The organism is Paraburkholderia sp. SIMBA_053 (genome assembly GCF_046534895.1).
In the GTDB taxonomy this organism is placed as follows: domain Bacteria; phylum Pseudomonadota; class Gammaproteobacteria; order Burkholderiales; family Burkholderiaceae; genus Paraburkholderia; species Paraburkholderia caledonica.
In genome coordinates this window covers 98,209-122,983 of record NZ_JAWRXU010000013.1, presented here as the reverse complement: position 1 = coordinate 122,983, position 24,775 = coordinate 98,209, and the positions used below count along the sequence as shown (strand labels likewise).

The following is a 24,775-nucleotide window of genomic DNA, read 5'->3' as shown; positions in this document are numbered from 1 at the left end:
AGGAAAACGTAATGGCTAAGGCTTCGAACAACTCCGCGGCGCAACGCGTTCGCAAGAAGGTCAAGAAGAACGTCGCCGAGGGCGTGGTTCACGTTCACGCGTCGTTCAACAACACCATCATCACGATCACCGATCGTCAAGGCAATGCACTTGCTTGGGCAACGTCGGGTGGTCAGGGCTTCAAGGGCTCGCGTAAATCGACCCCGTTTGCAGCCCAGGTGGCAGCCGAATCGGCTGGCCGCGTGGCGATGGAATACGGCGTGAAGAACCTCGAAGTGCGGATCAAGGGCCCCGGTCCTGGCCGTGAGTCGGCTGTGCGCGCGTTGCATGGTCTTGGCATCAAGATCACGGCGATCTCCGACGTCACTCCGGTCCCGCACAACGGCTGCCGTCCGCCGAAGCGTCGTCGTATCTAAGACGCTGTTTTCGCTAGCGCCTGTTGCCGCCGGATTTAGTAACCGGCGAAACAGGCTGCTTGCGCTATTGAATTGACTAAGCCCACTGTTCGACCCAAAGGGTTCGGACTAGCGCGAGTGTCTGCATTCGCGTGATCAATCAACGAAGGAATCAACGTGGCACGTTATATCGGCCCTAAGGCCAAGCTGTCCCGCCGTGAAGGCACTGACCTGTTCCTGAAGAGCGCCCGTCGTTCGCTCGCTGACAAGTGCAAGCTTGACAGCAAGCCTGGCCAGCATGGCCGCACGTCGGGTGCACGTACGTCCGACTACGGCACGCAGTTGCGCGAAAAGCAAAAAGTGAAGCGCATCTACGGTGTCCTCGAGCGCCAATTCCGCCGTTACTTCGCTGAAGCCGACCGTCTGAAGGGCAACACGGGTGAGAACCTGCTGCAATTGCTCGAGTCGCGTCTGGATAACGTCGTGTATCGCATGGGCTTCGGCTCGACGCGTGCTGAAGCGCGTCAGCTCGTGAGCCACAAGGCGATCACGGTGAACGGCGTTGTGTCGAACATCCCGTCGATGCAAGTGAAGGCAGGCGACGTCGTCGCAGTGCGCGAACAATCGAAGAAGCAAGCGCGTATCCTCGAAGCGCTGTCGCTGGCTGAACAAGGCGGCATGCCCAGCTGGGTCGCTGTCGATTCGAAGAAGTTCGAAGGCACGTTCAAGTCCAAGCCGGAACGCAGCGACATCGCTGGCGATATCAACGAAAGCCTGATCGTCGAATTGTATTCGCGGTAATCGGATTAATGGCCGGGGCACCCCGATTGCGTTGCGCAAGGGGGAGTCTCGGCTGTTTATTTTCAGGTTGTTACCGGTCAGCCTTATCGGTGTAACGAGCCGAGGGTATTGAAAAGGAAAACCTATGCAAACCAGTTTGTTGAAGCCCAAGATCATCGCAGTTGAATCGCTGGGCGAAAGCCACGCGAAAGTGGTCATGGAACCGTTTGAACGCGGTTACGGCCACACCTTGGGTAACGCGCTCCGGCGCGTGCTGTTGTCGTCGATGATTGGCTACGCGCCGACCGAAGTGACGATCGCAGGCGTCGTACATGAGTATTCGACGCTCGACGGTGTGCAAGAGGACGTGGTCAACCTGTTGTTGAACCTGAAGGGCGTAGTGTTCAAGTTGCATAACCGTGACGAAGTGACGGTTACGCTGCGCAAGGAAGGCGAAGGCGTTGTCACTGCTGGCGACATCGAACTCGCGCATGATTGCGAAGTCATCAACCCTGATCACGTGATTGCGCATCTGTCGAAGGGCGGCAAGCTCGACGTCCAGATCAAGGTGGAGAAGGGCCGCGGTTACGTGCCGGGCAATGTGCGTCGTTACGGCGAAGAGTCGGCCAAGATCATCGGCCGTATCGTGCTGGACGCGTCGTTCTCGCCGGTTCGCCGCGTGAGCTACGCCGTTGAAAGCGCTCGCGTCGAACAGCGTACCGACCTCGACAAGCTCGTGATGAACATCGAAACGAACGGTGTGATCTCGCCGGAAGAAGCGATTCGTCAATCGGCTCGCATTCTGGTTGATCAACTGTCTGTGTTCGCTGCTCTGGAAGGCACCGAAGCAACGGCTGAAGCGCCGTCGCGCGCGCCGCAGATCGATCCGATCCTGCTGCGTCCGGTCGATGATCTCGAATTGACGGTTCGGTCAGCGAACTGTCTGAAGGCCGAGAACATCTACTACATCGGCGATCTGATCCAGCGCACGGAAAACGAGTTGCTCAAAACGCCGAATCTGGGCCGCAAGTCGTTGAACGAAATCAAGGAAGTACTGGCGTCGCGTGGTTTGACGCTCGGCATGAAGCTCGAAAATTGGCCGCCCGCTGGGCTGGACAAATAAGTCGGCGCTTCGTCTCGGGGCAGAACCCGTCGCTGCACTGGCGAAGACGCGGATTTTCCTTTAAAATCCGCGTCTTGCCTTTTTCAACTACCGGCCCGTGCACTCGAATTTGCAGTAGATCGAGCGCGATAGAAGAGCTGGACCAAAACTCTGAATCGAAGGAATCAACATGCGTCACCGTCATGGTCTGCGGAAACTGAACCGCACGAGCAGCCACCGTCTGGCAATGCTCCGTAATATGTCCAACTCGCTGATCGAGCACGAAGTCATCAAGACCACGCTGCCGAAGGCGAAAGAACTCCGTAAAGTTGTCGAGCCGCTGATCACGCTGGGCAAGAAGCCGTCGCTGGCAAATCGCCGTCTGGCATTCAACCGCCTGCGCGACCGTGACTCGGTCACGAAGCTGTTTGAAGTCCTCGGCCCGCGCTACGCTACCCGTCCGGGCGGCTACCTGCGCGTGCTGAAGTTCGGCTTCCGCGTTGGCGACAATGCACCGATGGCTCTGGTCGAATTGCTCGATCGTCCGGAAGTTGAAGAAGTTGAAGTGCAAGAAGCCGAGTAAGCTTCAAGGCACTAAAGAGCTAGGCGTCACGCTTGGCTACAGAATGCAGACGAACCCCACGCTTCTCGGAGCGTGGGGTTTTGTTTTTCGGGCAAGGCAAATGTCTCCGTAAGTCGCAGGGTTGGGTAGGAAAGCCGATCGAAAAGCGCCACGACAGGAGGTCAACGCGCGCATGACCAACCGGTCGCATCGCTGCAGCATGCATGCCTGAAAGCCACTCACCACGGCTGCAGCGCTTTCGGAATCCAAGTTCGAGCGCGCAGCCAGTCAATCCGCAGTGGCCAAATGCCGCACACGCGAGCCCGCGCTGCCTGCGGCACTTGACTGCCAGGTGATACGATATTGCCACCCGAATCGTGCGTTGCCGGAGCTTTCAGTGAGCGTGAGTGTTACCTTGATCCTGACGACGGTGCCCGACGCGACCGTTGCTGACAAGCTCGCCGCAGACGCGCTCGCTGCCCGGCTATGCGCCTGCGTAACGCAACTCGGCGCCGTGCAATCGCGCTACCACTGGCAAGGGCAGGTCGAAACGGCACAAGAAATACAGTTGTTGTTCAAGACGAGCGCCGTACGTGCTCTTGAGCTTGAGCAATACATACAGACGCACCATCCATACGACACGCCGGAAATTCTGTCGTGGCAAGCCATGGCCTCGGCCACTTACGGTCAGTGGATCCTTGCAGAAACCCAACGCCCCCTACATGTTTAACTGTCTCGACGGGCGCGCGCGCCATGCGCTTCGTGCCGCATTCCTCCTCTTTGCCGGCCTGATCCTGGCGCAGTTCTGCACGCTCGCCCGTGCGGCAGACGACTTCCTCGATCCCGCGGTAGCGTTTAAGTTCAGTGCGGCTGAAAAGCCGGGCGAAGTCGACGTTACGTACAAAATTGCTGACGGCTACTACATGTATCGGGAGCGTTTCGCATTCGCGACTCGCAGTGGAAACGCGACAATCGGTGAGCCGCAGTTGCCGGCGGGCCATATCAAGTTCGATCAGACATTTAACAAGAACGTCGAGACGTATCGCAACGAACTGACGATCCGCATCCCGGTCAAGCAGGCCGCCGGAGGGTTCGATGTGGCCGTGACATCCCAAGGGTGTGCGGACGCCGGTATCTGCTATCCGCCGATGGAGCGCGTCTACCATGTAAGCGGTGCTGCTCTGCAACCGGCGGGCAGCGCGGGCGCGCTGCAATCTGAGTCAAGCGATACCCCGTGGTACGAGCGGGCCACCAACGCCGATTACGCGCAATCGCTGCTGCAGGGCGGCGGTTTCCTCACGATCATCGGACTTTACTTCGTCGCGGGCATGGTGCTGAGCCTGCTGCCGTGCTCATACCCGATGATTCCCATTCTCTCGGCAATCATCATCGGCGAGGGCGCACGGGTCACGCGCGCTCGGGGCTTGGCGCTATCGCTCGCCTATGTAGTCGGAATGGCGCTCGTCTACACCGCCCTCGGAATTGCCGCCGCGCTCGTTGGGCAAAGTCTGGGCGCGTGGCTGCAAAATCCGTGGGTGTTGGGCGCGTTCGGCGTACTACTGACCGTTTTTGCGCTCACGTTGATTGCGGGTTTCGATATCGCACTGCCGCAGCGTTGGCAGGAAGGCGTTTCGCACGTGTCGGCGCGGCGCTCTGGCGGCAAGTTTGCAGCCGTTGCCGGAATGGGCGCGCTGTCCGCGTTGGTCGTGGGTGCCTGCATGACTGCGCCGCTTTTCGCGGTGCTCGCCTTCATTGCGCACACGGGGAATGCGGTGCTCGGTGGCACCGCGCTGTTCTCCATGGGACTCGGGCTTGGCGTGCCGCTGCTCATCATCGGATTTGGCGCCGGAACCTTGCTGCCGCGCGCCGGCGCGTGGATGGACAGCGTCAAAGTGCTGTTCGGTGTCGTGCTGCTCGCCGCGGCGCTCTGGATCGTCTGGCCGGTGCTCGGAGTAACGGCTGCCATGCTCCTGAGTGCGCTCTGGCTCTTGATCGCCGCGGCGTCACTGGGTCTCTTTTCGGCACCTTTGGCGCAAGCGTCGATCTGGCGCCGGCTTGGCCGAGGTATCGGCGCTGCCTTTGCCGTTTGGGCGGCGGTGCTGCTCGTTGGACTGGCGGCTGGCTCGTCAGATCCGCTGCGTCCGTTGGCCGTGCTGGCGACGCGCGGCGGCGCGCCGGTGCCGGATCGTGTGGCTGGCTCGCCCCAGAATGCGTCGCAGGCCGATCTGGCGTTTCAACCGGTGCGATCATCGGTCGGACTGGACGAGGCCGTCAAAGCAGCCGCGCAGCCAGCAATGCTCGATTTCTACGCCGACTGGTGCGTCAGTTGCAAGGAGATGGAGAAATTCACTTTCAGCGACCCGCGCGTCCAGGCGAAATTGAAGGAAATGAACCTGTTGCGCGCCGACGTCACTGCCAACAATACCGACGATCAGGCACTGCTCAAGCGCTTTGGCCTTTTCGGGCCGCCGGGAATTATCTTCTTCGACCGCGGCGGCAAGGAGGTGCTGCGCGTCGTCGGTTACGAGTCGGCCGACAAATTCCTGCGCACGCTCGAACGGGCGAGCCGACCTCAGGCGTGATCGCATTGACCGCATGAACGAGCGGCAACCGCGAGTGGATAAAAAAACGGAGGCGTGACCAAAAGTCCGCCTCCGTTTTGCGTTCTGGCCCCTGCTGAACTCGCACATGAATCGACTCAGTCCCAGCCAGACGAGATAGCTGCCGCCAGGCGCGGCGCAACTACTTCTGCGAGCGAAGAATCCGCGCTGCATCCAGCGCGAAATACGTGAGAATGCCGTCCGCGCCCGCGCGCTTGAAGGCGAGCAGTGATTCCATCATCGCCTTGTCGTGGTCCAGCCAGCCGTTCTGAGCCGCTGCCTTCAGCATCGCGTATTCGCCGCTGACCTGATAGACGTAGGTCGGGAACTGGAACTCGTCCTTCACCCGGCGCACGATATCCAGGTATGGCATGCCCGGCTTGACCATGACCATGTCGGCGCCTTCGTTGATGTCCGCTTGCACCTCGCGCAACGCCTCGTTGGAGTTGGCGGGGTCCATCTGGTACGTCATCTTGTTGCTTTTGCCGAGGTTCGTCGCGGAGCCCACGGCGTCGCGGAACGGGCCGTAGAACGCGGACGCGAATTTGGCCGCATAAGCCATGATCCGCGTGTGGACATGGTCCTCGCTTTCCAGCATTTCGCGGATGGCGCCGATTCGGCCGTCCATCATGTCCGAAGGCGCGACGATATCTACGCCGGCTTCAGCTTGCGCGCGTGCCTGTTCGATCAGGATGTCGACGGTCTCATCGTTAATCACGTAGCCGTTTTCGTCGAGCACGCCGTCCTGGCCGTGGCTCGTGTACGGATCCAGCGCGACGTCGGTGAGAACGCCCAGATCCGGGAAGTGCTTCTTCAGCTCGCGAACCGCCCGCGGGATCAGACCAGCGGCGTTGGTCGCTTCGCGGCCATCGGGTGTCTTGAGCGACGGTTCGATCGCCGGAAACAGCGACAGCACCGGTACGCCGAGCTCGACGCATTGCTCGGCGACTTTCATCAGCAAGTCGACCGAAACCCGCTCGACGCCAGGCATCGACGGCACGGCTTGCCGCACGTTAGTGCCTTCGACTACAAAAACGGGGTAAATCAGATCGTTGGTGGTGAGGATGTTCTCGCGCATCAGGCGGCGCGAGAAGTCGTCGCGGCGCATGCGGCGAGGACGATAGTGCGGGTAGAAGCTCATGGAATTGAAGATCGTGGATGTCTTGACGTAGGACAGTGCCCAGAGAGGTGCTCGGGAGCCGGCGGCCGCTCACGGAAACTTTTCAAGACAATGGTATATCATACCGATCGAGCAAGGCGCTTGGCGCTGACCTCCCCGCTTCTCCTCCCTGAGCGGGTGCCTGTCGTTTTTCGATTAGGCTGTTTGACCCGCCGTTAAAGCGGCGGGTTTTTTTATGGGCGGCGGAAAGAGCGCGTTCAGGCTTTCAGCAAACACGCCGCGAGGTTACTGTGCGGCGTCGGTTGCGCCCTTCGTTTCGGGGATCAGCCAGCTTTCAATCAGTTCGTGAGCTTCGTCGATGCCGACCCGCTTGAGCGCGGAAAAGAGTTGCGCCGTCAGCTCGCCTTGATAGCCTGCGGCACGATATTCGTCAAAACCCTTCTGTGTCGCGCGCAACGCATTCACGCTTTCCTGACGCGTCAATTTGTCGCATTTGGTGAGCAGCGCGTGGATTGGCTTTCCGGTCGGAGCGAACCATTCGATCATTCGCCGATCGAGATCGGTCAGCGGCCGACGCGAGTCCATCATGAGGATCATGCCGCGCAATTGCGACCGCGATTGCAGGTACGTGGAAAGCAGCGCCTCCCAATGAGCCTTGGCTGCGCCGGGCACTTCCGCATAGCCGTAGCCGGGCAGATCGACAAGATGGGCCGTGGGTTCGTCCGCCTTGCCGACGGAGAAGTAATTGATGTGCTGGGTGCGTCCCGGTGTCTTACTTGCGAATGCGAGCCGCTTCTGGTTGCACAGGATATTGATGGCCGTCGACTTGCCTGCATTCGAGCGCCCGGCAAAAGCAATCTCGGGCTGAGCGGTGGCCGGCAGATCACGAAGGTGATTGACGGTCGTGAAAAAGCGGGATTGGTGGAGCAGGAAGGACATGATCAGGCCAGATTTCGAGACGCCGGGGAACCCGGAGTGGGGACGGGTCAAGCCCGACTGGCGTCTTAGCGATTAGCGAGTTATTGTACAATACGATGGTTTACTGAAAACCTGAGGGGGCCAGCCCGCGTGCCTCGGCGGCTCCTGGCGGTCACTCGGGTCGCCGTCGTATTGTGCAAAACCTCTAAAATCCACAAGACGAGACAGGGTGTGCGAATGAATCGACTGTGCAAGGCTCTGATGGTTTTTCATGTAGCAGCAGGTCTTTCAAGTTTGGCAATTCAGGCACGAGCAGCAGATCCGGCAAAGCCGGACGTCAATCGGGGGCAGGCAATCGCAGTGCAGGTTTGCGCGTCATGTCACGGCGCAGACGGCAACAGTGCCGGCGGCGCATACCCGAAACTGGCGGGCCAGCATCCCGACTATCTCGTCAAGCAACTCAAGGATTTCAAGCCGCAGCCCGGCGCCAAGCAGCCCGCGCGTAACAATGCGATCATGACGGCTATGGCGGCCGCGCTGTCCGACCAGGATATGGTCAACGTCGCAGCCTACTTCGCGGCGCAGGCTCCAAAGCCCGGTTATGCGCACAACAAGGACACGGTGCCGCTCGGGCAGAAGATTTATCGAGGCGGCATCGCGGACAAGGGCGTGCCGGCCTGTGCCAGTTGTCACGGGCCCACGGGTCAGGGTATTCCGTCGCAATATCCGCGCTTGTCCGGCCAATGGGCTGAATACACGGTGGCGCAGTTGAACGCGTTCACGCAGGGCCCCGGAGCGCGCAATAACAACGAGGCGATGCATGCTGTCGCATCGCGTCTGTCGGACAGCGAGATCAAAGCTGTGGCCGATTACATCGCGGGCTTGCACTAAGAGGCCCGCGCGCAATTGCAACCGGCCCGCCGAGGCCGGTAAAAAACAAGAAAAGGGTGGGGGCGTCGTGTCAACGGTCGCCCTTCACCCTTTTTTGCTGTTCAGTCGGAGTATGAATGAGCGTCACCACGTCGGGTTTGCAGTCGAAGTCGAGCAATCGCATCGTGCGCAACGTTGTCGAAGTATTGAGTTCGATGCGTTTTGCCATTGCGCTGCTCGTGATCCTGTCGATCGCCAGCATTATCGGCACCGTCCTTACGCAGGACGATCCCTATCCCAATTACGTCAACCAGTTCGGCCCGTTCTGGGCGGATATCTTCCGCGCGCTAAGCCTTTACACGGTTTATAGCTCGTGGTGGTTCATGCTGATTCTCGGCTTTCTGATGGTGTCGGTGTCGCTGTGCGTGATCCGCAACGCGCCGAAAATGATTGCCGACACGAAGAGCTGGAAAGACAAGGTCCGCGAAGCCAGCCTCCGCGCGTTCCATCACAAGGGCGAATTCGCGGTGCACGGCACGCGTGCCCAGACGTCGGCAGTGCTCGCCAGACTGTCCGCCAAGCTCGGCTACAAGTTCGTCACGCGCGAGTCGGACGGCGCCACGCTGATCGCGGCCAAGCGCGGCGCCTTGACCAAGCTCGGCTACATTTCCGCGCACATTGCGATCGTGGTGATCTGCCTTGGCGGGCTGCTGGACAGCAATCTGCCGATCAAACTGCAAATGTGGCTGTTCGACAAATCGCCGATTCGCGCGAACACCGTAATCAACGACATCCCGCCGGAGCATCGCCTGTCGCAATCAAATCCGACGTTCCGCGGATACGCATGGGTGCCGGAAGGGCAGCACGTGTCCACCGCGATCCTCAACCAGCCGGACGGCTCGCTGATCCAGGACCTGCCGTTTTCGATCGAGTTACAGAAATTCATCGTCGATTATTATTCGACGGGCATGCCGAAGCTGTTCGCTAGCGACATCGTCGTGGTAGATCACAAGACCGGCGCGCGCGTGCCGGCTCGTATCGAGGTGAATAAGCCGTTCGAATACGACGGCGTGTCGATCTATCAATCGAGCTTCCAGGACGGCGGCTCGCAAATGCAGATGACGGCCTATCCGATGACAGGCCCAAGCGCCAAAACCGCGCCTTTCGGCGGCACGATCGGAGGCAATGCGCCGTTGAGTTCGGCCACGTCGCTTGCCGACGGACAGACCGTCGAGTTCACCGACTTCCGCGCGATCAACGTAGAGAACATTTCCAATGGCAGCGGCCAGACGGACGCCCGCGGCGTCGCCGCCCACCGCTCGCTGAAGGAAGCATTCGACGAGCGGCTCGGCTCGGGCGCGAAGACGTCCAAGCCGCTCGACCTCCATAACGTCGGCCCGTCGGTGCAGTACAAGGTACGCGACAAGGACGGCCAGGCACGCGAGTACAACAACTACATGCTGCCGGTCGCGGTTGCCGGGGAACGATTCTTCCTTGCCGGCATGCGCCTGAATCCCGACGACCCGTTCCGCTATCTGCGCATTCCCGCCGACAGCGGCGGAACCGTCAAGGATTGGATGAACCTGCGCGCAACGCTCGAGAACCCTGGAATGCGCGCGCAAGCCGCTCACCGCTTCGCCCAGCGCTCGGTGCCCGAAGCGAACACGGAATTGCAGCAGCATCTGGAAGAAAGCGCGCTGCGCGTGCTGACCCTTTTTGCGGGCGCGGACAACACCGTCAAAATGCCGAACGGTCAGCCGGTCGGCGGCTTCCAGGCGATCGCCGGATTTATCGACCATTCGGTGCCGAAGGGCGAGCAGGAAAAGGCGGCAGGGCTGTTGCTGCGCATGCTCGAAGGCTCGATGTGGGACCTTTGGCAACTGTCGCGCCAGCAAGTCGGCGAGCCAGAGGCGCAGGCCAACGCGGATTCGAGCCGCTTCGTGCAAAGCTCGATCAATGCGATATCCGACAGCTTCCTGTATGGATCGCCGGTCTACTTGCAGCTCGACTCGTTCAAGCAGGTGCAAGCCTCGGTATTTCAGCTGACGCGCGCACCCGGCAAAAAAGTCGTGTATCTTGGCAGCCTGCTTCTCGTGTTGGGCATCTTCTCGATGTTCTACGTCCGCGAACGGCGCCTGTGGTTCTGGCTCAAAGATACTGAGCAGGGTACCAATGTCGTGATGGCCATGTCGAGCGCGCGCAAAACGCTCGACTTCGAGAAAGAATTTGTTCAGACGCGCGACGCGGTTGGCGCCGCGTTGGGCGCGAAGCTCACCGATGCATCGTCCGGCAACGCCGGCACGCCGTCCGCAAGCTCACAAGATTCGACCCGGTAATACCATGGACTTGACTCAGGTTTCCTCATCTTCCCCTTCATCCGCCCGGCCCCCCAAGGCGTCTGCGGACGAAGCGTTCAACGCTGCCCAATATGACGAGCGGCCGTTCCTGAAACGGCTTGGCATCGTCGACTGGCTATTCGCTCTCGCCATGGTCGCGGGCGCCGGATTCGCGTTGTCGCGCTATTACCCGTTCATGAATTACTACGACAAACTGGTGCTGGTGTGCGCGGTGCCGGTCTTCGTCGTGCTCGGCTGGCGCTGGAAGCCCGTGCGTCCGCTGATGGTGGGCATTGCGGCACTGTCGCTGCTGGCCATCCAGATCTATCACGGCGATCTGAGCCGGGCCGACAACGCCTTCTTCCTGAAGTATTTCCTGTCGAGCCAGTCCGCGATTCTGTGGATGAGCGCGCTTTTCGTGTTCGCCACCGTTTTCTACTGGATCGGCCTGCTCTCGCGCTCGCCCACCGGCGCCGCGATCGGCTCGAAAATGACATGGGCCGCCGTGCTGATGGGCTTCGTCGGTCTGATGGTGCGCTGGTACGAGTCGTATCTGATCGGCGCGGACGTCGGCCATATTCCCATTTCGAACCTGTACGAAGTCTTCGTGCTGTTCAGCCTGATCACTGCGCTGTTCTATCTCTACTATGAACAGCACTACAACACGCGCGCGCTCGGTGCGTTCGTGCTGCTCGTGATCAGCGCCGCCGTCGGTTTCCTGATGTGGTATTCGGTCGCCCGCGACGCGCAGCAGATCCAGCCGCTCGTTCCGGCGCTGCAGAGCTGGTGGATGAAGATCCACGTGCCGGCGAACTTCATCGGGTACGGCAGCTTTGCCTTGTCGGCAATGGTCGCAGTCGCTTATCTGGCGAAGGAGCGCGGCATGTTGGCCGATCGCCTGCCGGCGCTCGAAGTGCTCGACGACGTCATGTACAAGTCGATTGCCGTAGGCTTCGCGTTCTTCACGATTGCGACGATTCTCGGCGCGTTGTGGGCGGCAGAAGCGTGGGGCGGCTACTGGAGCTGGGACCCCAAGGAAACGTGGGCGCTGATCGTCTGGCTGAATTATGCAGCCTGGCTGCATATGCGTCTGATGAAAGGCTTGCGCGGCGCGGTCGCCGCGTGGTGGGCGCTGACCGGCCTGCTCGTCACGACCTTTGCGTTCCTTGGCGTGAACATGTTCCTGTCGGGCTTGCATAGTTACGGCAAACTGTAATTTCCGCTGTTCCCAAGCGACAAAGAACCGCCGCGTGTTTCGCACCGGCGGTTTTTTTATGGCCAGCGGAATATTTGCGCGCCAAATGTGTTCGTCCATGTGAGTACGCATAGATGGCCCGACGAGCGATCATCACCCTGGCCCCGTCAGATGTCTGAGGCGGCGGCCGGCAAGGAGCAGCATGATGTGGATCAAGCGAAGCGACAGGATTCAACTTACCGGCGACGATATCGCTCGCAGCGAAATCACGCCGCAGCACATTTTCGAGAACCGGCGGCGCGTGCTGCAGGCCGCAGGCGCGCTGGCGCTCGGCAGTCTGATCGGCGTGAACGGCGAAGCACTGGCGGCTTACACGTCGACCGATCCGAAAGCGCAGAAACTCGCGGCCAAAACGAACGCGAAGTTCGTCGCGCTGGACAAGATCACGCCGTTCAAGGACATCACCACGTACAACAACTACTACGAGTTCGGCACCGACAAGTCCGATCCGGCGCATAACGCTGGAACATTGCGTCCGCGGCCGTGGAAGGTCAGTGTCGAAGGCGAGATCAAGAACCCGAAGGTCTACGACATCGACGAACTGCTCAAGCTCGCGCCGCTCGAGGAGCGCGTGTATCGGCTGCGTTGCGTCGAAGGCTGGTCGATGGTGATCCCGTGGATCGGCGTGCCGCTCGCCGAACTGATCAAGCGCGTGCAGCCGACAGGCAACGCGAAATATGTTCAGTTCATTACGTTGGCCGACCCGTCGCAGATGCCGGGACTCTCCACGCCTATACTCGACTGGCCATACTCCGAAGGCTTGCGTATGGACGAGGCGATGAATCCGCTCACGCTGCTCACCATGGGTGTGTACGGTCAGGTGCTGCCCAACCAGAACGGCGCGCCGGTTCGCGTGGTGGTGCCGTGGAAATACGGCTTCAAGAGCGCCAAGTCGCTGGTGAAAATCCGCTTTGTCGAGAAACAGCCCGCGACGAGCTGGAACACTTATGCGTCGAGCGAGTACGGTTTTTATTCGAACGTGAACCCGAATGTCGACCATCCGCGCTGGAGTCAGGCGACTGAGCGGCGCATCGCTGAAGACGGCTTTTTCACGCCCAAGCGCAAAACGCTGCTGTTCAACGGCTACGGCGATCAGGTGGCGTCTCTTTATCAGGGCATGGACCTGAAGAAGAACTTCTGAGCGACATGACGATGGCTTCCGATACCCAATCTGTCACTCGTACCGGGCATAGCGCGCCGCGAGCCAATGCGCCTGCTACGGCGCCGGCCAAGCGTCCCGCCGCTGGCTCGCGCTGGGTCGTGCCCGCGAAAATCGCGGTGTTCATCGCGGCGTGGTATCCGCTGGCGCGGATCGTGTTGTTCGGCGTGACCGACCGGCTCGGCGCAAACCCGATCGAGTTCATCACGCGCTCAACGGGCCTCTGGACGCTCGTGTTCCTCTGCATCACGCTGGCTGTGACGCCGCTGCGCCGGCTCACGGGCATCGCGGCGTTCGTGCGGTTTCGCCGCATGCTCGGGCTATACGCGTTCTTCTACGCGACGCTGCATTTCGCGACCTATCTCTGGTTCGACAAATGGTTCGACGTGGCGGAGATCGTCAAGGACATCGGCAAGCGGCCGTTCATTACTGTGGGTTTTGCAGCGTTCGTGCTGCTGATCGCGTTGGCCGCCACGTCGCCGCGCGCAATGGTGCGCAAGCTCGGCCGCCGCTGGCAGACGTTGCACCGCGCGATCTACGTGATTGGCGCGCTGGCGATTCTGCATTTCTGGTGGATGAAAGCGGGCAAGCACGACCTGATCCTGCCGAAGATCTACGGCGCGATCATGCTGGCGCTGCTGGGTTGGCGTCTGATTGTGTGGGTACGCGAGCGGCGCAAGTTAAAGCCGCGCTGACTGCGCGCGAGCGTAAGCGCTAGTAAAAAAGGCGATGCCGCAATGGCATCGCCTTTTTTACTTGAAGCGAACTTGCGACGCTGGTTACGCCGGCAAAACCGTTTCGCCCGCGAACAGCTGCTGGATTTCTTCTCGCGCCCTAACTACATGCGCTTGTGTACCATCAACCATCACCTCCGCTGCACGCGGGCGGGTATTGTAGTTGGAGCTCATCACGAAGCCATAGGCGCCTGCCGAGCGAATCACGAGCAAATCGCCGGGCTCGACGGAAAGCAGCCGTTCGCGCCCCAGCCAGTCGCCGCTTTCGCATACCGGTCCCACGATGTCGTACACATGAGCGGGGACGTCGCGCTCAACAACGGCGTCGATAGCGTGGTACGCCTCGTACATCGCCGGCCGGGCGAGTTCGGTCATTGCCGCGTCCACAATAGCGAAATTCTTTTCAGCGCCGGGCTTCAGGAATTCGACTCGCGTGAGCAGCACGCCCGCATTGCCAACTAGCGAGCGGCCCGGCTCGAAATACACCTCGCGGTGGCCGTGACCGCGCGCCTCGATGCGATCGAGCACCGTGCGTACGAATTCGCCGATGTCCGGCGGCGTTTCGTCGTCGTAGGTGATGCCGAGGCCGCCGCCTACGTCGATATGACGAATTGCAATGCCGTCTTTCTCGATCAGTTCGACCAGTTTCAGCAGCTTGTCTACCGCGTCCAGATAAGGCGCGATCTCGGTTATCTGCGAGCCGATATGGCAGTCGATGCCGACAACCTCAAGGTTCGCCATGGCTGCGGCCGCCTGATACGTGGCGCGTGCATCTTCGAACGCGACGCCGAACTTGTTCGACTTCAGCCCAGTGGAGATGTAGGGATGCGTCTTCGCATCGACGTCGGGATTCACGCGCAGCGAGACGGGCGCGATCTTGCCCATTTCCGCGGCCACCGTGTTCAGGCGATCGAGTTCCGGAATGGATTCGACATTGAAGCACTTCACACCCGCCGCGAGTGCCTCGCGCATCTCACTCGCGTGTTTGCCGACGCCGGAAAACACGGTGTTTTCCGCTTTGCCGCCGGCCGCCAGCACGCGAGCCAGTTCGCCGCCCGACACGATGTCGAAGCCCGCGCCGAGACGCGCGAACACGTTCAGCACCGCGAGATTGCTATTGGCCTTCACGGCCACGTGCACGCTCGCGCGACGCCCGGCGCACGCGCCTGCGTACGCGTTCCACGCGTCGGTGAGCGCGGCCCGGGAGTACACATAAAGCGGCGTGCCGAACTGTTCGGCGAGCGAAACGGCGGACACGCCTTCGACGTGAAGCACGCCGTTGACGTAGTCAAATGCAGGTCGAGTCATGCGGAGGTCTTATTGAACGGGAGTGGCGGCGGAAGCGGGCTGCGAAGCCGAAGCAGCGGAACCAGCAGATGAAGGAGACGCCGACAGTTCGTTCGCGGGCGCGAGCGAGAGCGGCGTGCCGGAAGTGTCAGGAATGGAGTCTGCGTCGGACGCGGTTTCGGCGCCGGGTTGTACTTCGTCAGGAGACGGCGGCTGTGTACGGTCGATGGGCTTTTCCGGCAAAGGTGGCACGGTAGGCAAATAGAGCGAACCGCGTTGTCCGCAGCCGGCGAGCGAGCCACCGAGTGCGCAACCTGCGAGAATGGCTAAACCCGCTACAATCGCGCGGCCGGGCGCCGCCGCGCGCATCCGAGATACGACTCGCATGACTGTCCCTGAATAAATAATCGATGGAGTTTAGCATGTCCGATAGTGATTACCTGACCCGTGCAGAGGCCGCGCTAGCCGCCATTGAACGCGCGCTGGACGACACCGAGGCCGACATCGAGCTCGAGCGCAGCGGCAACGTGCTGACCCTCGAATTCGCGAATCGCTCGAAGATCATTGTGAATCTGCAACCGCCGATGAGCGAGATCTGGATAGCCGCGAAAGCGGGCGGTTTCCACTACCGTTTTGTCGATGGCGAGTGGCGCGACACGCGCAGCGGCAACGAGTTTTTCGCGGCGCTGTCCGAGTACGCGACGGAGCAGGCCGGCGAGCCGGTGCGTTTCGAGGCCTGAACCCAACATCGAGCGGTTAGACGCTTAACAAAACAAAAAGCCGCCGCGCAGGATCTGCGCGGCGGCTTTTTTGCGGCATGCAGTGCGCTGCGTTAGTGCCCGCGGAACAGATTCATGATGTCCTGCTTCTCCTGCTCGCCGACTTGTCCCGGTGCTGCGGACGCAGCGCTTGCTTCGTCGAGTGCCGCCTGACTGATGCCGACCGTCCCAACGAAACCGTGGCCCGGCGTGAACTCGTCGAAATACAGTTCTGAGCCGACTTCGGTCACTCCGTCGGGCATCGGCATCTTGTACTCCGGCACGCCTTTGAGCGCGCGTCCCATGTACTCGATCCAGACCGGCAACGCGAGGCCGCCGCCGGTTTCCTTGTCACCCAGACTGCGAGGGTTGTCGTAGCCGATCCACGCGATCGCGGTGAGCGTGTGCTGATAACCGGCGAACCACGCGTCGCGCGAATCGTTCGTCGTACCCGTCTTGCCGCCGAGGTCCGTGCGCTTGAGTGCGTTCGACTTGGCGCCGGTACCGCGCTGCGCGACGCTCTGCAGAAGACTGTTCATCACATAGGCGTTGCGTGGTTCGATGGCGTGCGGCGCGCTTTGCTCGGCGACGAGCGGTTGCGCATGCGCGACTACGACGCCGCGCGGATCGGTGACTTCGGCGATCAGATACGGGTTGATCCGATAGCCGCCGTTCGCGAATACCGAGAATGCGCCCGCCATTTGCAGCGGCGTGACGAGACCCGCGCCCAACGCCATGGGTAGATAAGCCGGGTGACGGTCCGCATCGAACCCGAAGCGCGTGATGTACTGCTGCGCATACTTCGTACCAATGTGGTTGAGGATGCGGATCGACACCAGGTTCTTGGACTTCTGCAACGCGGTGCGCATGGTCATCGGACCGTCGAAGCCGCCGCCGTAATTCTTCGGTTCCCACGCCTGGCCGCCGGTCTCCGCTGCGCTGAAAAATAGCGGCGCGTCGTTGATCACGGTTGCCGGTCCAAGCCCTTTTTCAAGCGACGCGGAATAAATGAACGGCTTGAAGCTCGAGCCCGGCTGACGCCATGCCTGCGTGACATGGTTGAATTTGTTCTTGTTGAAGTCGAAGCCACCGACGAGCGCGCGGATCGCTCCGTCTTGCGGCACCACGGAAACAAACGCACCTTCGACTTGCGGCAATTGCGTGATTGCCCACTGACCGTCGTCGTTCTTGACGAGGCGAACGATTGCGCCGGGCCGCACGCGCTGGTTCGGCTGAGCGCGTGCGCTCAATGCGAACTGTGCAAAGCGCAGGCCGTCACCCTGAACGGTCGCCACATTGCCGTCGATGAACGTCGCCTGCACCTGCTTCGGGCTCGCCGCTGTCACAACCGCCGCAATGATTTCGCCATTGTCCGGATGTTCGAGCAAGGCGTCGTCGATGGCCTGCTCGCGGTCGTCCGCGTCGGACGGCAGATTGATGAACGCTTCGGGGCCGCGATAGCCGTGGCGCCGCTCATAGTCCATCAAGCCTTTGCGCAATGCGCGGTAGGCGACGTCCTGATCCGCGGAGTCGATCGTGGTGACCACGTTGAGACCGCGCGTGTAAGCTTCCTCGCGGTATTGCGCGTACATCATCTGCCGCACCATTTCCGCCACGTACTCGGCGTGCACGCTGAATTCCTTGCCAGCGCCCTTTACGACAAGAGCCTGACGGCTCGCTTCGTCGTACTGCTGCTGGTTGATGTAATGCAGTTCGTACATGCGCTGAAGAATGTATTCCTGACGCACCTTCGCGCGCTTCGGATTCACCACCGGGTTATATGCGGACGGCGCTTTCGGCAAGCCCGCCAGCATGGCGGACTCCGCGAGCGTCAGATCTTTCATGTCCTTGCCGAAGTACACGCGCGCCGCGCTCGCGAAACCGTACGCGCGCTGGCCGAGATAGATCTGATTCATGTAGACCTCGAGAATCTGATCTTTCGAAAGCTTCGACTCGATCTTGTAGGCGAGCAGCATCTCGTAAATCTTGCGCGTGTACGTCTTCTCGCTTGAAAGGAAGAAGTTGCGCGCGACCTGCATCGTGATCGTGCTTGCACCTTGCGTTGCATGGCCATTGGTCAGCGCGACGATACCGGCGCGAGCGATACCGGTCAGGTCGACGCCGCCATGGTCGTAAAAGCGCGCGTCTTCGATGGCGAGCACGGCTTTCTTCAGGCTGTCGGGGACCTCCTGAATGCGGACGATGTCGCGCCGTTCTTCGCCGAATTCGCCGATCAGCACATGGTCGGCGGTATAGATGCGCAGCGGCACTTTCGGCCGGTAGTCGGTGAGCGCGTCGAGCGAGGGCAGATTGGGCGTGGCCACGACGAGCGCATAGCCGACCACCAGCAGCACGCACACAATGCCCGCGACGATCAACCCGAAAAAGCCCAGCAGGAGCTTGAGCCACAACGGGCGTTTGCGCTTCTGCGGCGCGGGCGGCGGAGACGTGGGAGACGTGGATTGCATATAGGCACCAAAAAACAGTCCCGCGATTATAGCCGCCCAGCTTTTCAGCTTTCGGCGTGCTTACCGACAGTTCTTTACAAGTCTCTGCACCGCGTGAAATGAGGCTTCACTGTAGCTGCTTTGACGAACATCGGGGCGGCCGGCCTTCAACGTTAGCCGTTTGGCTGAGTGTCGCCCAGCGACGTGCTTACGCACAATTCTCCCTCGCTACTCGCGCTCGAATGGTTCGCCGCGTGAGTCTCAGGGAGGGCGTGATGACGTTAAGAAATTCATGGCTTGAAGCCGTGCAGGCAGGGGTGCAGCGTTTCGCTGCAGGTATCGACGTGAGTTCGCAAAACGTGCGGCTCGTCGTAGTGAGCCAGCGTGCACGCGCATGCGCTTCGATGCAGATCGAGTATGCGTGCACGGTGCCGCTTCCCGCTAATGCGATGGCCGGCAACGAGATCGCTGACCGGCAGTCAGTCGCTCGCGCGTTGCGCGACGCGTTCGCCGATATGCCTCACTCGTGCGCGACGCAGGCGTTGCGATGCGCGATGGCCGTGCCCGCATCAGCAACGTTGACTGCCACTGTGCCGCTCGCGCGGCTCGCGATGCAAAGCGGTTGCGCGGAAGACGGCGGGCACGAACTCACCGAACTCGAACCTGCAGTCATGAACGAAGTGGAACGCATTGCAGGACTCGAGCGGCACGCGCTGGCTGTCGACTGGTTCGTCGACGACAGGCCGTCGCTCGCTCGTTCCGTGACGATTGCCGCGACCGGGCGTCAGCATCTCGAAGCGCGGATCGAATGCGCAGCTGCCGCGGGCATATCGCTCACAGCGATCGACGGCGAACCGCATGCCGCGCTGCGGGCCATGCGCTACGCGGCGAGTCATGAACTCGATCCGCACGAACCGTATGTCGCGTTATGGATCGGCACGGACGGCGTGCATGGCTGGCGTCTCGTCGACGACACCATCGCAGCCGAGATGCACTACCCCGCGCCGGAGCATTCGGATCTCGCAGACGCGTTGCGCGACCTCGCGCATGGTCCGATGCTCGACTGCGCGCTCGTGAGCGGCGAGGTGGAACTGCTGGAGGGCGTTGGCTTCCCGATCGCGGATATCGCAGACATTCTGGGCTGCACGGTCCTGCCGTTCGAGTGCGCGGCGCTGGGCGCTGTAGCACGTCAATTGAACGATCCGCTCCTGCATGAAGCGGCGGGCGCCGTCGCGTTCGGGCTCGCATTGCGCGGGGTATTCGAATGAGCGCCGCGGGTTTCGATGAAGGCCGCTTAAACGCGGCGGCGCGACTTCATGTCGGGCGCGACATGCGCGGGCGGCGCGCCGTTCGTCCTGTCAAGCCATGGCTCGGCGGCTTCAATTTACTGCCTCATCGACAACGCAAAGCCCAGCTCGCGCGCGGGCGATGTCTGGTGACATTGGCGATTGCAGCGTTGGCCGGTTGCGCAGCGGTCTTCGCGCTAGCCGGATATCAGGCGATAGAAAAGGCGCGGCTCGAGTCACAGCGTGCGTCGATCGAGCAGTCGCTTGCGCAACTCGCTGCGCCGCTCGCCGAGCATGCGCGCCTGCTGCATGCGCGCGACGAGCAACGCGACAAGGCCACTCGCGCGAAGCGTTTGTCCGAGCCGCTCACGTATCTGCGCGACTTGCTCGACGCGCTGAGTTTCGAACCCGGCGACGGCGTTTTATTGCAGCAGCTTCGCCAGCGCGAGCACGAGACGGAACTGGTGGCGACCTCGCGAGCGCATATCGATTCTGCGCAGTGGCTGAAGCGTCTCGGTGGGATTCCCGGCGTGACAGGTGCGGAAATGAGCGAGTCACATCGCTCGTCGCCGCATGCGAGTCCAGCTACGAATGCAAGCGCAGGAGCAGCCGCTGCATTTGAGTTCGGCGCTCGCCTGCGTTGGGAGGGCGCTGCGAACATGACAGACAAACGCGCTGGCGTCGCGGCATCGCAAATAGCAAAAACCGGGCACATTGGAGGTTCGAAATGAGTACGACATTTGCCGGATTTAGCGGCGTGCCGCGGCCACGAATGTCGCTGTCGCATGCGCTCAAACGTCTGCGCGCGCCGCTTCACACCTGGAGCCCGCGTCGCCGCTGGGCGATTGCGTTGTTGATTGCGCTCGTCGTGTTCAGCCTTGGGGCGCACGGCTGGATCGTGGCCGATCTGGGGCGTCTGGCAGCGAGCCGCGCGGCGCTCCTTGCAAGCGCGGACCATCTAGCCGACGCAAGGCGAGCGCTTGCGCAATTGCCGTCGCTGCGCCGCGAAGCCGCCGCGTCAGACGCCACCCCCGCGGCCATAGCCACTGCTTCGCGCGCGTCGAAGCAATGGACTTCGGCCGATGACGTGCGCGTCGTCTCAGAACTCGCCGCGCAGAACGGCGTGGCGTTACTGGCGGTCGAGCCCGGCGCCGCGAGCGGAACGGGCGCTCAGAGCGAGCGTCCGCTTCAGCTTGCCGCGCGCACCGACTTCATTCACCTGATGTCATTCATGCGTGGACTTATCGAACTGCCGGTGCTGATGGTTCCCGTCGACGTCGTCATCAAGCGCGACGGGTCTGCGCTTTCGGTGAGCGCGGCGCTGCGCGTGTACAGCGGTCTACGCCCGGCGCCTGCCAGCCTCACGACGCAGGAGCTTGCCGACGCGAGCCTTGATTCGGATGACGAAGAAGACGTGGTGTTCTTCGATCCATTCTCGCCCGCGCAAATGCAGGCGACTGTCGATTTGCCCGGGCAGCCGCAACTACGTCTTGTCGGATTGCTGCACGATCGCGCGCGCGGGCTCGCATTGTTCGATACGCCCGAGGGCGCGACCACTGTCGCGTCCGGCCAGCAGATCGGCGACGAGCGCGTCACGCGCTTCGACACGTTCGGCATCACCCTCGCCAAAGGCGCTGCAACGCGGACGCTCGATCTCGCGGAGGCTTCGTCATGAGCATAACGGAGCTATTGCGCGGCGACCGGCATGCATCTATCGGTGTTGCCGCAGCCTTGAGTGTTCGTGCCCGCGTTCGCGTGGGACTGTCGGTGACCTTGTTTCTCGGCGCGGCGCTAACCACCGGCGCGGCAGGTGCTGCGATTCCATCGCTGCCTCCGTTGCCTGCCTACATGCCGCTCGACGATGCGGTGGCATCGTCCGACTCCCCATACAATGCGCCGCCGCTGCCTCGCGGTTCAGCCTCCGAAACGCCGAACCCGTTCCGCGAGGATTCCGCAGATGCCACCGCCGTCTCGCGCACGCCGACGGAGGCCGGGCAAAGCCGCACAGACGATGCAATGGACGACGCCGATGGCTCGGTACCTCTCGGCCGGCAACCTGCCGCTGCCGCCGGCCAGGCCGGCGCGAGCGCGTCGGCGCTCGAAGGCCCGCCGGTGCCATTGCCTCCGCTCGCGCGTCTGAGCGGCGCTCCGAAAACCGCCGCCGACGCGTCGCTTGCCGCCGACGACAAGCCGATTTCGCTCAACTTTCAGCGCGCCGAACTCGGCGCCGTGCTGAACGCGTTTGCACAGTTCACCGGCTTGAACATCGTCGCGAGCGAGAGAGTGCGCGGGGCCGTTTCACTGCGCCTCGACAAGGTTCCGTGGCGCGTCGCGTTCGACACGCTGCTCGACGTCAACGGTCTCGCCATGGAGCGCCACGGCAACGTGGTCTGGGTTGCGCCAATCGCAGATCTGACCGCGCGCGAGCGGCAGCGCTTCGAGGCGCATGCGCGGACGGCGGATCTCGAGCCGCTCGCAAGCCGCACGTTCGAGCTGCACTACGCGCGCGCCGAGGACGTGCGGCGCCTGCTGACCGGCTCGGGGAATCAGCGGGTGTTGTCCAAACGCGGCGCGGTGACCGCCGATCCGCGCACCAATCTACTGTTCGTCACGGATCTGGAGGGGCGGCTTGCGCAGATTGCCGCGCTGCTTGCTTCTGTAGACCGGCCCACGCGCCAGGTGCTGATCGAGGCGCGCATCGTCGAAGGTGAGTATGGTTTTTCTCGCAATCTCGGCGTGCGGCTATCTATGGCGGGTACGAACGCCGACGGCACCACGCGTGGTTTGAGCGGCGGCAAGGACGGTCTCGTCTACGATCTGTCTGCCCGGCCGATTGCGGGTTTCGACGCGGCGACGGCCGGGTTGACGCTGTTCGCGGCGGGCGCGACGCGGCTTCTGAACGTCGAGCTGAGCGCGTTGGAGGCCGAGGGGCGCGGCGAAATCGTCTCAAGTCCGCGCGTCGTTACCGCCGACCGGATGAAGGCGGTGGTCGAACAAGGCACTGAGTTGCCTTATCAGGCGAAAGTCGGGCAGGGCGTATCGGGTGTGCAATTTCGCCGCGCCACGCTGAAGCTCGAGGTCGAGCCGCAGATCATGCCGGACGGCCGCGTGGTGCTGGACCTGGATGTTGCGAAGGACAGCGTCGGCGAACAGACCGACGCCGGGCCTGCAATCAACACGAAGCACGTGCAGACGCGGGTCGAGGTGGAAGACGGTGGTACGGTGTCGATTGGAGGAATTTACGCGACCGACGGCCGGGACGATGTGACTCGGGTGCCGCTCCTGGGCAAAATACCGATTCTAGGTGCGCTTTTCCGCCATCGGGCTCATCGCGACCAGCGCAGCGAACTGGCAGTTTTCATCACGCCGCGCGTCGTTCAGACGAATTAGGGGCACGCTGCCGCCGCTCGAAAGCGGCGGCGCGCAGGCTCGACAAGGCAGCCGCTTTGCCAGTAAGCTGCGGCACGAACCATACCGGATTAGCCAGAGGACACCGTTGCAAGCGCGGGACGCACACGCCAATGTATTTTTTGTAGGGCTCATGGGGGCAGGAAAAACCACCGTGGGCCGGGCCATTGCGCGCCGTCTCGATCGCCCGTTTTTCGATTCAGACCATGAAATCGAAGCGCGCACGGGCGCGCGTATTCCTGTGATCTTCGAGCTGGAGGGCGAAGCCGGCTTTCGCGAGCGTGAGGCGAGCGTGATTTCGGAGCTCACCGGGCGCGACAAAATCGTACTCGCGACCGGCGGCGGCGCGGTGCTGCGGCCGGAAAACCGGCAGGCGCTGCAAAGCCGGGGCGTGGTGATCTATTTGCGCGCCAATCCGCACGACCTGTGGCTGCGGACCCGGCGCGACAAAAATCGCCCGCTTCTGCAGACGGAAGACCCCAAAGCGCGCCTCGAAGCGCTCTACGAAGTACGCGATCCGCTCTACCGCGAGTGCGCGCATTTCGTGATCGAAACCGGCCGGCCTTCCGTCAACGGACTCGTCAATATGGTTCTGATGCAGCTCGAGATGGCCGGCGTCGCCAAACATCCTGCGTCATAATGGGCCGTATGATTACCGTCAATGTCGAACTGGGCGACCGCGCCTACCCCATTCATATCGGTGCCGACCTGATCGGCCAGACCGCGCTGTTCGCGCCGCACATCGCCGGCAACTCGGTCACGATCGTCACCAATACCACCGTCGACCCGCTTTACGGCGACACGTTGCGCGCCTCGCTCGCGCCGCTGGGCAAGCTGGTGTCCACTGTCGTCTTGCCGGATGGCGAGGCCCACAAGAACCTCGAAACGCTGAACCTTATCTTCGACGCGCTGCTGGGCTCGCGCGCCGACCGCAAGACCACGCTGATTGCGTTGGGCGGCGGCGTGATCGGCGACATGACGGGTTTCGCGGCTGCCTGCTACATGCGCGGCGTGCCGTTCATCCAGGTGCCGACCACGTTGCTCTCGCAAGTGGATTCGTCGGTGGGCGGCAAGACCGGCATCAATCACCCGCTCGGCAAAAACATGATCGGCGCGTTCTATCAGCCGCAGGCCGTGATCGCCGACATCGGCGCGTTGCGCACGCTGCCCGCGCGCGAACTGGCGGCGGGCGTGGCCGAGGTCATCAAGACCGGCGCCATTGCAGACGCCGGTTTTTTCCGCTGGATCGAAGCCAATGTCGAGGCTTTGAATCGCTGCGAGCCGGAAGCGCTCGCCGAAGCGGTCAAGCGCTCGTGCGAGATCAAGGCGTCCGTGGTCGCGCAGGACGAGCGCGAAGGCGGACTGCGCGCCATTCTCAATTTCGGCCATACGTTTGGCCACGCGATCGAAGCCGGACTCGGCTACGGCGAGTGGCTGCACGGCGAGGCGGTCGGCTGCGGAATGGTGATGGCTGCGGATCTGTCGGTGCGCCTCGGCTATCTGGACGAAGCGTCGCGCAAGCGGCTCGTCGACGTCATCGTCGCCGCGCATCTGCCGACCCGCGCGCCGGCGCTCGGCGAATCGCGCTATGTCGAACTGATGCAGGTCGATAAGAAAGCGGAAGCCGGCGCGATCAAATTCATTCTGCTGAAGCGTTTCGGTGAGACGCTGATCACCCAGGCGCCCGACGCCGAGGTGCACGCCACGCTGGCCGCCGCCGTCTGAAGGCCGGCTTTGGCAGCGAGGCGCCGCGCACGG

The 24,775-nt window shown here is 62.0% G+C and carries 23 protein-coding genes; 18 read left to right on the top strand and 5 right to left on the bottom strand.

All coding sequences use genetic code 11. The features are described 5' to 3' along the window. The first annotated feature begins 11 nt into the window (after positions 1-11). The 6 genes from rpsK to dsbD all read left to right on the top strand — a co-directional run bounded on the left by rpsK (position 12) and on the right by dsbD (position 5,421). On the top strand, positions 12-416 hold the full coding sequence (gene rpsK, locus SB753_RS28345; RefSeq protein WP_006052224.1) for a 30S ribosomal protein S11: 405 nt from the start codon (positions 12-14) through the stop codon (positions 414-416). 156 nt (positions 417-572) lie between these two features. Next, the gene (gene rpsD, locus SB753_RS28340; protein ID WP_020070587.1) at positions 573-1,196 is read left to right on the top strand and encodes a 30S ribosomal protein S4; all 624 of its coding nucleotides are present in this window, start codon (positions 573-575) and stop codon (positions 1,194-1,196) included. A gap of 124 nt (positions 1,197-1,320) precedes the next feature. Further along, complete coding sequence (locus tag SB753_RS28335) at positions 1,321-2,298, top strand: DNA-directed RNA polymerase subunit alpha (RefSeq protein WP_006052226.1); 978 nt, start codon at positions 1,321-1,323, stop codon at positions 2,296-2,298. 169 nt (positions 2,299-2,467) lie between these two features. Further along, positions 2,468-2,860: a 50S ribosomal protein L17 gene (gene rplQ, locus SB753_RS28330; RefSeq protein ID WP_006052227.1), complete on the top strand. Its 393-nt coding sequence runs from the start codon at positions 2,468-2,470 to the stop codon at positions 2,858-2,860. 376 nt (positions 2,861-3,236) lie between these two features. Further along, positions 3,237-3,569, top strand: coding sequence for a divalent-cation tolerance protein CutA (gene cutA, locus SB753_RS28325; protein ID WP_410803006.1), 333 nt, complete (start codon positions 3,237-3,239; stop codon positions 3,567-3,569). Then, positions 3,562-5,421: a protein-disulfide reductase DsbD gene (dsbD, locus tag SB753_RS28320; protein ID WP_410803004.1), complete on the top strand. Its 1,860-nt coding sequence runs from the start codon at positions 3,562-3,564 to the stop codon at positions 5,419-5,421. Before cutA ends, dsbD begins: the two co-directional genes overlap by 8 nt. A gap of 160 nt (positions 5,422-5,581) precedes the next feature. Here the strand turns inward: dsbD and hemB are convergent, their stop codons facing one another. Next, complete coding sequence (hemB, locus tag SB753_RS28315; RefSeq protein WP_027805034.1) at positions 5,582-6,580, bottom strand: porphobilinogen synthase; 999 nt, start codon at positions 6,578-6,580, stop codon at positions 5,582-5,584. Positions 6,581-6,844: 264 nt separating this feature from the next. Beyond that, positions 6,845-7,498, bottom strand: a complete 654-nt coding sequence (gene yihA / locus SB753_RS28310) for a ribosome biogenesis GTP-binding protein YihA/YsxC (protein ID WP_020070591.1) — start codon at positions 7,496-7,498, stop codon at positions 6,845-6,847. Positions 7,499-7,714: 216 nt separating this feature from the next. On the opposite strand from yihA, the gene SB753_RS28305 reads away from it, so the two are divergent. The 5 genes from SB753_RS28305 (at position 7,715) to msrQ (ending at position 13,792) form a co-directional block, all read left to right on the top strand. Beyond that, positions 7,715-8,368, top strand: a complete 654-nt coding sequence (locus SB753_RS28305; protein ID WP_088176469.1) for a c-type cytochrome — start codon at positions 7,715-7,717, stop codon at positions 8,366-8,368. Between the two features lie 116 nt (positions 8,369-8,484). Beyond that, positions 8,485-10,683, top strand: a complete 2,199-nt coding sequence (locus SB753_RS28300; protein ID WP_020070593.1) for a cytochrome c biogenesis protein ResB — start codon at positions 8,485-8,487, stop codon at positions 10,681-10,683. 4 nt (positions 10,684-10,687) lie between these two features. Continuing rightward, on the top strand, positions 10,688-11,899 hold the full coding sequence (ccsB, locus tag SB753_RS28295) for a c-type cytochrome biogenesis protein CcsB (RefSeq protein WP_027805035.1): 1,212 nt from the start codon (positions 10,688-10,690) through the stop codon (positions 11,897-11,899). 184 nt (positions 11,900-12,083) lie between these two features. Next, positions 12,084-13,079, top strand: coding sequence for a protein-methionine-sulfoxide reductase catalytic subunit MsrP (msrP, locus tag SB753_RS28290; protein WP_410803021.1), 996 nt, complete (start codon positions 12,084-12,086; stop codon positions 13,077-13,079). Positions 13,080-13,090: 11 nt separating this feature from the next. Next, positions 13,091-13,792 carry a protein-methionine-sulfoxide reductase heme-binding subunit MsrQ gene (gene msrQ / locus SB753_RS28285; RefSeq protein WP_204523688.1) on the top strand — a complete coding sequence of 234 codons (702 nt, stop codon included), beginning with the start codon at positions 13,091-13,093 and terminating at the stop codon, positions 13,790-13,792. 84 nt (positions 13,793-13,876) lie between these two features. Here msrQ and lysA read toward each other — a convergent pair whose 3' ends face one another. After that, positions 13,877-15,139 carry a diaminopimelate decarboxylase gene (gene lysA, locus SB753_RS28280; RefSeq protein WP_410803001.1) on the bottom strand — a complete coding sequence of 421 codons (1,263 nt, stop codon included), beginning with the start codon at positions 15,137-15,139 and terminating at the stop codon, positions 13,877-13,879. 9 nt (positions 15,140-15,148) lie between these two features. Then, on the bottom strand, positions 15,149-15,505 hold the full coding sequence (locus tag SB753_RS28275; RefSeq protein WP_027779505.1) for a lipoprotein: 357 nt from the start codon (positions 15,503-15,505) through the stop codon (positions 15,149-15,151). Positions 15,506-15,540: 35 nt separating this feature from the next. Here SB753_RS28275 and cyaY point away from each other — a divergent pair, with 35 nt between their 5' ends. Next, positions 15,541-15,858: an iron donor protein CyaY gene (gene cyaY / locus SB753_RS28270; protein WP_204523689.1), complete on the top strand. Its 318-nt coding sequence runs from the start codon at positions 15,541-15,543 to the stop codon at positions 15,856-15,858. A 92-nt stretch (positions 15,859-15,950) separates the two neighbouring features. Here the strand turns inward: cyaY and SB753_RS28265 are convergent, their stop codons facing one another. Then, a complete protein-coding gene (locus SB753_RS28265) occupies positions 15,951-18,344 on the bottom strand; it encodes a penicillin-binding protein 1A (RefSeq protein WP_020070600.1) in 2,394 nt (797 codons plus the stop codon). Between the two features lie 254 nt (positions 18,345-18,598). Here SB753_RS28265 and pilM point away from each other — a divergent pair, with 254 nt between their 5' ends. The 6 genes from pilM to aroB all read left to right on the top strand — a co-directional run bounded on the left by pilM (position 18,599) and on the right by aroB (position 24,742). Beyond that, the gene (pilM, locus tag SB753_RS28260) at positions 18,599-19,591 is read left to right on the top strand and encodes a type IV pilus biogenesis protein PilM (RefSeq protein ID WP_410802999.1); all 993 of its coding nucleotides are present in this window, start codon (positions 18,599-18,601) and stop codon (positions 19,589-19,591) included. 167 nt (positions 19,592-19,758) lie between these two features. Further along, on the top strand, positions 19,759-20,340 hold the full coding sequence (locus SB753_RS28255; protein ID WP_410802997.1) for a fimbrial assembly protein: 582 nt from the start codon (positions 19,759-19,761) through the stop codon (positions 20,338-20,340). Continuing rightward, positions 20,337-21,284, top strand: a complete 948-nt coding sequence (locus SB753_RS28250; RefSeq protein ID WP_410802995.1) for a hypothetical protein — start codon at positions 20,337-20,339, stop codon at positions 21,282-21,284. Before SB753_RS28255 ends, SB753_RS28250 begins: the two co-directional genes overlap by 4 nt. After that, positions 21,281-22,999 carry a type IV pilus secretin PilQ gene (locus SB753_RS28245; RefSeq protein ID WP_410802993.1) on the top strand — a complete coding sequence of 573 codons (1,719 nt, stop codon included), beginning with the start codon at positions 21,281-21,283 and terminating at the stop codon, positions 22,997-22,999. The genes SB753_RS28250 and SB753_RS28245 overlap by 4 nt, the downstream gene beginning before the upstream one ends. 106 nt (positions 23,000-23,105) lie before the next feature. After that, positions 23,106-23,657, top strand: a complete 552-nt coding sequence (locus SB753_RS28240; RefSeq protein ID WP_027805037.1) for a shikimate kinase — start codon at positions 23,106-23,108, stop codon at positions 23,655-23,657. Beyond that, entirely contained in the window at positions 23,657-24,742 is a 1,086-nt protein-coding gene (gene aroB / locus SB753_RS28235) for a 3-dehydroquinate synthase (protein WP_392395325.1), read from the top strand. The genes SB753_RS28240 and aroB overlap by 1 nt, the downstream gene beginning before the upstream one ends. The last annotated feature ends 33 nt before the right edge of the window (positions 24,743-24,775 follow it).